We start from the raw sequence: 9,066 nt of genomic DNA, 5'->3' as shown, positions 1-9,066 counted from the left end.
CGACGGCAAGCAACCCACACCCCCTCAACCCACTAATCAGGAAGACAATGAGAAAGACAAGAAATAAGATGACCGCCGGCATGGCGCTGGCTGTGGCGGCACTGATGGCGGCTGGCTGCTCCACCACCCGGGCGCTGCCCGAGGGCGAACAGCTCTTCACCGGGCTCAAGCCTATCGAGTATACCAACTACGAGCCGTGCCAGCATGCCGAAGACACCAAGATAGAGATGGAGTCGGTGCTTGCCTCTACGCCCAACGGCGCCCTCTTTGGCAGCAGCTACTACCGCTCGCCGTTCCAACCCAAGCTGTGGGTATGGAACGCCTTCTCGCAGAGCAGCTCGCCCTTGGCGCGGTGGATTACGCGCGCCTTCGGAACCAAGCCCAAGCTGATGAGCGAGGTCAACCCCGCCCTGCGCGTGTCGGTGGCCGAGAACCAACTGAAGAAGTACGGTTACTTCAACAGTCATGTCAGCGCCCAGGAGATTACCGGCTCCAACCCCAAGAAGGCCAAGGTGGCCTACACGGTGGATATGGGTCGTCTGTGGCGCTACGACTCTATCCAGTATGTGGGCTTCCCCACCCATGCCGACAGCCTGCTCCACAGCGCCGACGACCAGGCGCTCATAGGCAGGGGCAACCCCTTCAGCGTGGCTTCGCTCGACCAGGAACGCCAGCGGCTCAGCACCCTCTTCCGCACCCACGGCTACTATTACTATCAGCCCGGCTACGCCACCTATCTGGCTGACACCATCAACAAGCCGGGCCAGGTCGACGTAAGACTGCAGCTGGCCGACAGTCTGTCGCCGCAGGTGATGCTGCAATGGCACATCGGCAACATCGGCATCGACTTCCGCCGACAGTTTGGCGACGTGCTGCAAGACTCCATCCACTTCCGCCACCTTACCGCCCGCTTCAACGGACGCCGCTCGCCCGTGCGTCTCGGCGTCATACTGCGCGATGTCAAGCTGCGCCACGGCAGACTCTACAGCAGCGACGACGAGGCACAGACGATGAAGGCCATCCAGAACACGGGACTCTTCAGCTACAGCACCCTCAGGTTTACGCCACGCGACAACGACACCCTCGACCTGCAGCTCGACCTGGTGATGGACAAGCCCTACGACTTCTACATCGAAGCCAACGCCAAGGGCAAGACCACCGGACGCATGGGACCCGAGCTGGTGGCTGGTCTCGTCAAGCGCAACGCCTTCCGCGGCGGCGAGCGCCTCGACATCAATATCCACGGCTCCTACGAGATGCAGACAGGACACAGCGCCGAGGGCAGCCAGAGCGGCATCAAGTCGTATGAATATGGCGGCGACGTGGCTCTGGTCTTCCCCCGCATGCTCACCCTGCGCAGCCTCTTCACTCCCAACAAGATGCGCATGCGCCGCATCGGACGCTGGTATCGCTACGGTGTGCCCACTACCACCATCAAGGCGTCCAAGAACGTGCTCCACCGTGGCGGGTACTTCAAGCGCCACGTGCTCTCGGGCGAACTTACCTACGCGTTCCAGTCGTCGCCACAGTCACGCCATCAGTTCAGCCCGCTCATACTGTCCTATGAGTACATGCAGCGTCAGACCCAGGCGTTTATCGACCTGCTGGAGCGCAACCCGTATCTCAGCGTGTCCATGCGCGACCAGTTTGTACCCAAGATGTCCTATACCTATACCTACAACAGCCCTTCTACGATGCGCCACCCCATCAGCTGGGAGATAACTGCCAGCGAGGCGGGCAACCTGCTGGCTGCGGCGTATACCATGATGGGCGAACGATGGGCCGAGCGCAACAAGACGATGTTCAAAAACCCCTTCGCCCAGTTTGTCAAGCTCCAGACCGATTTTGTCAAGAAGTGGCGCGTCACCGACAAGTCGTCGCTGCTGGGCCATGTCAATGCCGGCGCCGTAATCAGTTATGGCAACGCGCAGAGTGCGCCCTATTATGAGCAGTTCTATATAGGCGGTGCCAACAGCGTGCGTGCCCTCAATGTGCGCAGCATCGGTCCGGGCCGTTACCATCCCAGCGACGCCAAGCTCTCGTACATCGAGCAGACTGGCGACCTGAAGATACTGGGCAACCTCGAATACCGCCCGCAGCTATGGGGCTCGCTCTACGGCGCCCTCTTCCTCGACGCCGGCAACGTGTGGTCACTGCGCGACAGCAGCAATCGCCCCGGCAGCAAGTTTGAAGCCCGCAACCTCTTCTCGCAGATGGCTGTGGGCACCGGTGTGGGCCTGCGCTACGATGTGGGCATCTTCGTGCTGCGCGTAGACTGGGGTATAGGTCTCCACGTGCCCTACGACACTGGCAAGAGCGGTTTCTACAATGTCAGCAGCTTTGCCGATGCGCAGAGCCTCCATCTGGCGGTGGGTTATCCGTTCTGACGGTCACATTCTTCACCTCACTCGTCAGCAACCCCACCACTCTACAGCCCGTCGCCATCAATCTGCCACCGCCCGTGGATAGAGATGGCATCCCAAGACAACCATAGGGCATACAGCCCCTACCTGCCACACGACGGCAGTTGCCACCTGAGGCGTCACCGACTTGCGCAATAATTGTGCAAACCAGTGACGCCTCATTTATATGGCTGCATACGGGATATACTCTCAACTATATGACTATCAATCATCATCGCCAGCAACACCGCCATCAATATTTTTTTGAAAATAATCAGAGAAAAATTTGGCGGAATGAAAACCACTTCGTAAATTAGCACACAAGAACATCAATTAAAAACCCAAAGAAATGTATAAACAAGTATTTCTATTACTCCTTGCACCTTGGGTATTGTTTTCCTGTACAACAGAAGAAAACGAAACTATAGTTCAAAACCCCAAGATTCAATTGTCTAAACTTGACATTAGACTGACGGTAACTCCTGCCACAGGGCAGCCTCTCCGCAATGCATTCACAGTAACTGCATCTGATTTGAATGCTCTAATCGATAAGCATTTTTTAAGAACAAGAACTGGTGAAACGCGACACATTGTCAAGATAGAGCCATTAGTATATGGTGGTAAACCGCTAATGTTTTTTTGTTCAGTTTAACCAAGGATGGAAATTGTTCTCGATTGACAAACGTATGCCTGTAGTGCTAGCCGAAAACAACGAACAAAACGAAATGAGCGTTACAAAAATACTGGCAAACAAAGCCATCAGGCCATGGCTTGACATGATGAAGAACGAGACCGAAACACTTGCAAAGACCGATGATTATGATAACGATTCAGAAAGCCTTACCCAATGGGCTTCGCTGGGAGGCCCAATCAAGCGAACTCCCACTAAGCCAGTTCCAGGAGAATTGATATTCGAAGGTTCTGAATATATTGGAACCACAACCAAAAGTGTACCCCATATCGTAAGAACGGCTTGGCATACTCGTTTCCCATTTAATATTTTTACCCCTACTATAGGAAGTGGGAGTACAGCTAATTGCCCATTGAGTTGCACGGCCGTCGCAACAGGACAATATATGCTTCACCGCATGCGCTATCCCGGATATCAAATTCCCGTTTCGTGCTCATACAGCGGCCCCTACACTAACAGCACTTATCATGCATCTGGAAGCACAGTCTTACAATCTGATAGTCTAATGATGGATGAGACGGAATGGTATATTAGCCTCCATGGAAACCCAAAGGGGGTGTACACCGCAAAGTTCTTAACGCATCTCGCACATGAAATAAATGTTATTTTCGAACCGGATAATTCTGGAGGAACTATGAGGGGCGTTGCAGCAGTCCTCAACAAAAATGGCATAAAGGGCAAATTCGTTTCTGGGACAGGCTATATAAAAGACGAGATTGACTTTGGATTACCCGTATTATTTGCCGCTGACAAAGAAAAATCAAACGAAGATGGTCACATGTGGTTAATTGATGGATATAAGTATGATATTGAGGAATACGATGACATTTGGCGCTTTTTTGAAGACACTATCTACATAGACCCAAATGTTCCACGCGAAGGTACTATCATACGCGAACGTCGGCAAGTATATTGCAACTATGGTTACCAAATGAATTGGGGATGGGATCTCAATGACTTTATCCATGCACGTGATGAGGATAACACTTATTATGCGATTGGTAATTTTAGACAATATACCAAAAACTACTATTATTTCAGACGTGAACAATGACAATTATTAACATATAAAACGATACGATTATGAAGAAGTGTTTTATTCTTGCGTGGTTGCTGTTGCCTACCACATGGTTGCTGACAGGATGTACGGACAACATTGAGACAACTGCCCCCGAAGAGAAGACTACTGGTCTTGAGCCTATTCAGATGGAGTGCAGCAAGGTGCAGCAGACGCCATTTGCCAAGCAGAGCAACAAGTTTGCCAACAAGTTTTTCGCTACGGCAGCCAAGGAGGTCGAGGGCACAAACACCAACCTGTGTATATCGCCCATCAGTATGCAGTATATACTCTCTATCTACGCCAACGGCTTGGCTGACGAACAGGCGCAGAAGGTGGTGGACTTCCTGGATATGGGCACACTGGACCAAGTCAACGAGAGCAGCCGTCAACTGCTGGCCCTTTTCAATGAGGACGACGAATATGTCAAAGTGGCAATGGTCAATGGACTGTGGCAACAGGCCAACAGCAAAGAGATAATCCCATCATTCGCCGAGAAGATACAGACATACTATCTGGCTGACACCAAAGAGACCAACTTCAAAGACCCACAGGCTGCCAAGAGTATGATAAACGGTTGGGTTGCCGACAAGACCGATGGCAGGATAACCGATGCTCACCTGAAAGTGGGCGACTATACGTTTACACAGAATGCATGGGTCAATGCCACATCCTTTGACGCCAAGTGGACTTATCCGTTCAACGCCCTGCATACCAAGAAGGACAGTTTCACCAACATAGACGGCACCGTGTCAGAAGTAGATATGATGGAAGCCAATGTAGGTATGGCCTTTGACTATTCCAATGAAGATGTCTATATCATGGAACTGCCTTATGGCAAAGGATACTACACTATGATGTTGGGAATACCGCGTAAAGCAGAGAAGCTGGACTCTATATGCGCCAATACCGACTGGTGGGCAGTTCACGAGCAGGCCCATCTCGCTCAGTTGGAACTCTACATGCCCAGGTTCTCGATCTCTACAGACTTGACAACAATATTCAAGAATGAAGAGAATAGCGCTACTGGCATACTCAGTAAACTGGGATTGGACGAGTCTGTTGCCTACGCCGACATGGTAAAAGCCACAAAACCAGCACGCCAGATGTGGGGACTGTCACAAACTGCCATCATAGAGGTAGAGGAAAACGGAACCAAAGCCGTAACCTCCACATCTGGCAATGAAGGCATGTATATATCCCCTTACGTTCCGCGCAGGATAGACAAGCCCTTCTTTTTCGCTATCCGTGAGAATACAACTGGCACCATCCTGTTTATGGGAAAGGTAGTACATCTCTAAGACAACACGCGTGACAACACGCATCAACTCAAGCGGCCCGCAACCGAGAGCTATCACACTCACGGTTGTGGGCCGCTTAGCCTATGCAAGGGAAACCACCACGGCCAAAGCGGGCATAAGTTTTTGGATGCCAGCAATAAAAAAAACGGCGAAAACGACCATTATGTTGAATAAAATGAGTAATTTTGTACTCCAATGGACACTTCTGAACTGCAAAAGATAAAGCAACGGTATAATGTTGTCGGCAACAGCGACGGGCTCAACCGTGCACTCGACATCGCCCTGCAGGTAGCCCCAACCGACCTGTCGGTACTCATCGTGGGCGAAAGCGGTGTGGGTAAGGAGATTATACCCCGCATCATCCACGACAACTCCCCCCGACGCAAGGAGAAATACTTTGCCATCAACTGTGGCTCCATCCCCGAGGGAACGATAGACAGCGAGCTCTTCGGACATGAGAAGGGTTCGTTTACCGGCGCCATAGGCGAGAGCGAAGGCTATTTCGGCACCGCCGACGGCGGCACCATCTTCCTGGACGAGGTGGGCGAGCTGCCCATAGCCACCCAGGCACGATTGCTGCGTGTGCTCGAGACGGGCGAATATATCCGCGTGGGCGGTCAGAAAATCATGAAGACCAACGTGCGCATCGTGGCCGCCACCAATGTCAACATGCGCAAGGCCATCAGCGAAGGCAAGTTCCGCGAAGACCTCTACTATCGCCTCAACACCATCCCCATCCAGATGCCGCCACTGCGCGAGCGCGGCCAGGACATCCCCCTGCTCTTCCGCCTCTTCGCCCTGCAGACGGCAGAGAAGTACAAGCTGCCCAAGATAACGCTCACCGACAAGGCCAAGCTCCTGCTGATGCAATACAAGTGGCCCGGCAACGTGAGACAGCTCAAGAACATCACCGAGCAAATCTCTGTACTCAGCGAGAAGCGCGAGATAGACGCCGAGACGCTGTCGCAGTTTATCCCGCAAGACCCCGAGAGCACCGAGCTGGCCACTATCGACAATACAGGCAAGCACTCCTATGAGAGCGAGCGCGAACTATTATATAAGGTATTATACGAGCTGCGCGGCAATGTGACCGAGCTGAAGAAGGAGATAGACGCGCTCAAGAAGCAACTGGGAGAGCACGGCGCGATGACCGCCCAGCAATACGGCCACTCGCTCCCACACATCGCCAACGGACAGATGGCGACAGTACAGGCAGAAGACGCGGTGGCAGAAGAGATAAAAAACGAACCCGCAGAGCCCATGACGCGCGAAGAGCACGACAAAAAGGAGATAATGGAAGCGCTGGAAAAGGCCAACGGCCGACGACGCGAAGCTGCCATAGCCCTGGGCATCTCAGACCGTACACTCTACCGCAGACTCAAACAATACGGACTCGACTAAACGACGACAATGAAGAAAAAACTCATATACATACACCTCGCACTGATGGCATTCGTGCTGACCACCATCACCGCGTGCGCCTTCAAAGGCTACAAGTTCAACGGTGCCAGCATAGACTACACCAAGACCAAGACCATACAAATCAACGATTTCCCCATACGCAGCAGTTATGTATGGGGACCCATGGGTCCTCTGTTCAACAACGCCCTCAAAGACGAATTTGCCAACCATACCCGTCTAGTACAGGTCAAGCGCAACGGCGATCTCAAGATAGAGGGAGAAATCATACAATACACGCAACGCAACAAGTCGGTGTCGAGCGAAGGTTACTCAGCACAGGTAGAGCTCACCATGACCGTCAGCGTAAGGTTTACCAACAACGTGAACCACAAGGAAGACTTTGAACGTCAGTTCTCAGCCTCGCAGACATACGAGTCGACCCAGAACCTGAACTCGGTACAGGAAGAACTGGTCACCCAGATGACCAAGGACCTCGTAGAACAGATATTCAACGCCACCGTGGCCAACTGGTAAACCACCCCAACCACCACAGATATGCAACTGGACTTAGAGCAACTCATCAAGCATCCGCAGACCATGGACAAGGAGACCCTGTACGACCTCCGAAGCCTCATTGCGCTCTATCCCTACTTCCAGACCGCACGTCTGCTGATGCTGCAAAACCTCTACATCCTGCACGATCCCTCGTTTGATGAAGAACTGCGCAAGGCAGCCATATACATCACCGACCGCAAGATGATATTCAGGCTGATAGAGGCAGCACACTACAAGCTCAAAAGTGCCACCACCGACAACAGCCAGGCAAAGAACGCCCCAGGCGCCGACCGCACCATCTCGCTCATTGACAACTTTCTGGACACCATCCCCGCCACCGATGAGGAAGAGCCGAAGAAGAAGAAACGCAAGCCAACGGCTGCCGACGCAGCGATAGACTACGTGAGCTTCCTGCTCGACACCGAGAGCGAAGACGAAGAGAGCCCCGAGACTCCGCTGATGAAAGGACAGTCGCTCATAGACGACTTCATCAACAACGACAAGGGCAAGATAGAACTCAAGGAAGAACCTGAGTATGTGCCCGAAAGCAATGACACAAAAGACAGCGAAAATATGGTGGACGGAAGCTACTGCACCGAGACTTTGGCACGAATTTACATCCAACAAGGCCGTTTTGAGAAGGCTTTGGAAATAATTACGCGCTTAAATTTGATTTTTCCAAAAAAAAATGCTTACTTTGCAGACCAAATACGGTTCTTGGAGAAGCTGATACTGAACAGCAAGGCCAAAAAGCCATAAGATATAGAGCAAATAATAACAAAAAAAATAAACAACAAGATGATTTACACATTATTCGTAGTACTTATCGTACTGGTATCTATCCTGATGATTGGCATCGTGCTCATCCAGGAGTCTAAGGGAGGAGGTCTCTCTTCACAGTTCTCTTCTTCCAACCAATTCATGGGTGTTCGCAAGACTACCGACCTGGTAGAGAAAATCACATGGGGTCTGGCCGCCGTTATGGTTGTCATCAGCGTAATCTGCGCCCACACCGCTCCCAAGGCCATCACCGAGGAAAGCGTAATGGAGAAGGCAGCTACCCAGACAGAGACTACCAATCCTACCAACATGCCTGGCTTCGGCGCAACCCAGCCTACCAAGGGCAATACCCAGCAGGCTCCCGCTGCCCCCGCAGCCGAGAACAACAAGTAAGAGTTACCGACGGTACGCAATATGAGCCCGTTCTGCCCGACGCAGAGCGGGCTTTATTGTAGCCGTCCACGCCGACGGGCGCAAGAGAAGGCTCAGCCTCCAGGCTGCGCAGCCCCCGTGGAAGCAGAAAATACAAGGCGGCGCGAAAAATAATGGGCAAAAAATTTGCAGGAAACAAATATTTCCATTACCTTTGCACTCGCTTAATGAGATTAAGCTCTAAATGGTGGCTGTAGTTCAGTTGGTTAGAGCGTCAGATTGTGGTTCTGAATGTCGTGGGTTCGAGTCCCATCTGCCACCCATAAGAAGCAGTTCTTCGGAACTGCTTTTTTTGTTTCCCCCAATCAGCCAAGCACGCAGCCGAGCACATCCCGCACGCAGCCGAGCACATCCCACGCACAGCCAAGCACATCCCGCGCACTACCAACATCATCCCACGCATTGCCGAGCCCATCCCGCGCACAGCCGAGCCCATCCCGTTTACAT

8 protein-coding genes and 1 tRNA gene are annotated in these 9,066 nt (G+C 52.3%); all 9 read left to right on the top strand.

Going from position 1 to position 9,066, the window contains the following annotated elements; translation table 11 throughout:
* Positions 1 to 47 precede the first annotated feature (47 nt).
* Complete coding sequence (locus CIK87_RS00040; protein WP_094384389.1) at positions 48 to 2,387, top strand: BamA/TamA family outer membrane protein; 2,340 nt, start codon at positions 48 to 50, stop codon at positions 2,385 to 2,387.
* 364 nt (positions 2,388 to 2,751) lie between these two features.
* A complete protein-coding gene (locus CIK87_RS13800; RefSeq protein ID WP_144008038.1) occupies positions 2,752 to 3,054 on the top strand; it encodes a hypothetical protein in 303 nt (100 codons plus the stop codon).
* A gap of 73 nt (positions 3,055 to 3,127) precedes the next feature.
* Positions 3,128 to 4,147, top strand: a complete 1,020-nt coding sequence (locus CIK87_RS00035; RefSeq protein ID WP_216822749.1) for a C10 family peptidase — start codon at positions 3,128 to 3,130, stop codon at positions 4,145 to 4,147.
* Positions 4,148 to 4,176: 29 nt separating this feature from the next.
* Positions 4,177 to 5,451, top strand: coding sequence for a serpin family protein (locus tag CIK87_RS00030; RefSeq protein WP_094384385.1), 1,275 nt, complete (start codon positions 4,177 to 4,179; stop codon positions 5,449 to 5,451).
* Between the two features lie 195 nt (positions 5,452 to 5,646).
* Positions 5,647 to 6,852 carry a sigma-54-dependent Fis family transcriptional regulator gene (locus tag CIK87_RS00025; protein WP_094384383.1) on the top strand — a complete coding sequence of 402 codons (1,206 nt, stop codon included), beginning with the start codon at positions 5,647 to 5,649 and terminating at the stop codon, positions 6,850 to 6,852.
* 45 nt (positions 6,853 to 6,897) lie between these two features.
* Positions 6,898 to 7,386 (top strand): LPS assembly lipoprotein LptE, encoded by a 489-nt coding sequence (gene lptE, locus CIK87_RS00020; RefSeq protein ID WP_371327089.1) that lies wholly within the window; start codon positions 6,898 to 6,900, stop codon positions 7,384 to 7,386.
* A gap of 27 nt (positions 7,387 to 7,413) precedes the next feature.
* Entirely contained in the window at positions 7,414 to 8,166 is a 753-nt protein-coding gene (locus CIK87_RS00015) for a hypothetical protein (RefSeq protein ID WP_094384391.1), read from the top strand.
* 39 nt (positions 8,167 to 8,205) lie between these two features.
* Positions 8,206 to 8,580: a preprotein translocase subunit SecG gene (gene secG / locus CIK87_RS00010; RefSeq protein WP_022310866.1), complete on the top strand. Its 375-nt coding sequence runs from the start codon at positions 8,206 to 8,208 to the stop codon at positions 8,578 to 8,580.
* Between the two features lie 226 nt (positions 8,581 to 8,806).
* A tRNA-His gene (locus CIK87_RS00005) sits at positions 8,807 to 8,880 on the top strand.
* Positions 8,881 to 9,066: the final 186 nt, after the last annotated feature.

This window comes from Prevotella sp. P5-64 (assembly GCF_002251285.1).
In the GTDB taxonomy this organism is placed as follows: Bacteria; Bacteroidota; Bacteroidia; order Bacteroidales; family Bacteroidaceae; genus Prevotella.
Note: the sequence above shows the minus strand (reverse complement) of the source record. Positions and strands in the feature narration are given on the sequence as shown.

Bases quoted from the DNA above. Each gene is read 5' to 3' on its own strand.
- CIK87_RS00040 (WP_094384389.1), top strand. From the start codon at position 48: ATGAGAAAGACAAGAAATAAGATGACCGCCGGCATGGCGCTGGCTGTG.
- CIK87_RS13800 (WP_144008038.1), top strand. From the start codon at position 2,752: ATGTATAAACAAGTATTTCTATTACTCCTTGCACCTTGGGTATTGTTT.
- CIK87_RS00035 (WP_216822749.1), top strand. From the start codon at position 3,128: ATGAGCGTTACAAAAATACTGGCAAACAAAGCCATCAGGCCATGGCTT.
- CIK87_RS00030 (WP_094384385.1), top strand. From the start codon at position 4,177: ATGAAGAAGTGTTTTATTCTTGCGTGGTTGCTGTTGCCTACCACATGG.
- CIK87_RS00025 (WP_094384383.1), top strand. From the start codon at position 5,647: ATGGACACTTCTGAACTGCAAAAGATAAAGCAACGGTATAATGTTGTC.
- lptE (WP_371327089.1), top strand. From the start codon at position 6,898: ATGGCATTCGTGCTGACCACCATCACCGCGTGCGCCTTCAAAGGCTAC.
- secG (WP_022310866.1), top strand. From the start codon at position 8,206: ATGATTTACACATTATTCGTAGTACTTATCGTACTGGTATCTATCCTG.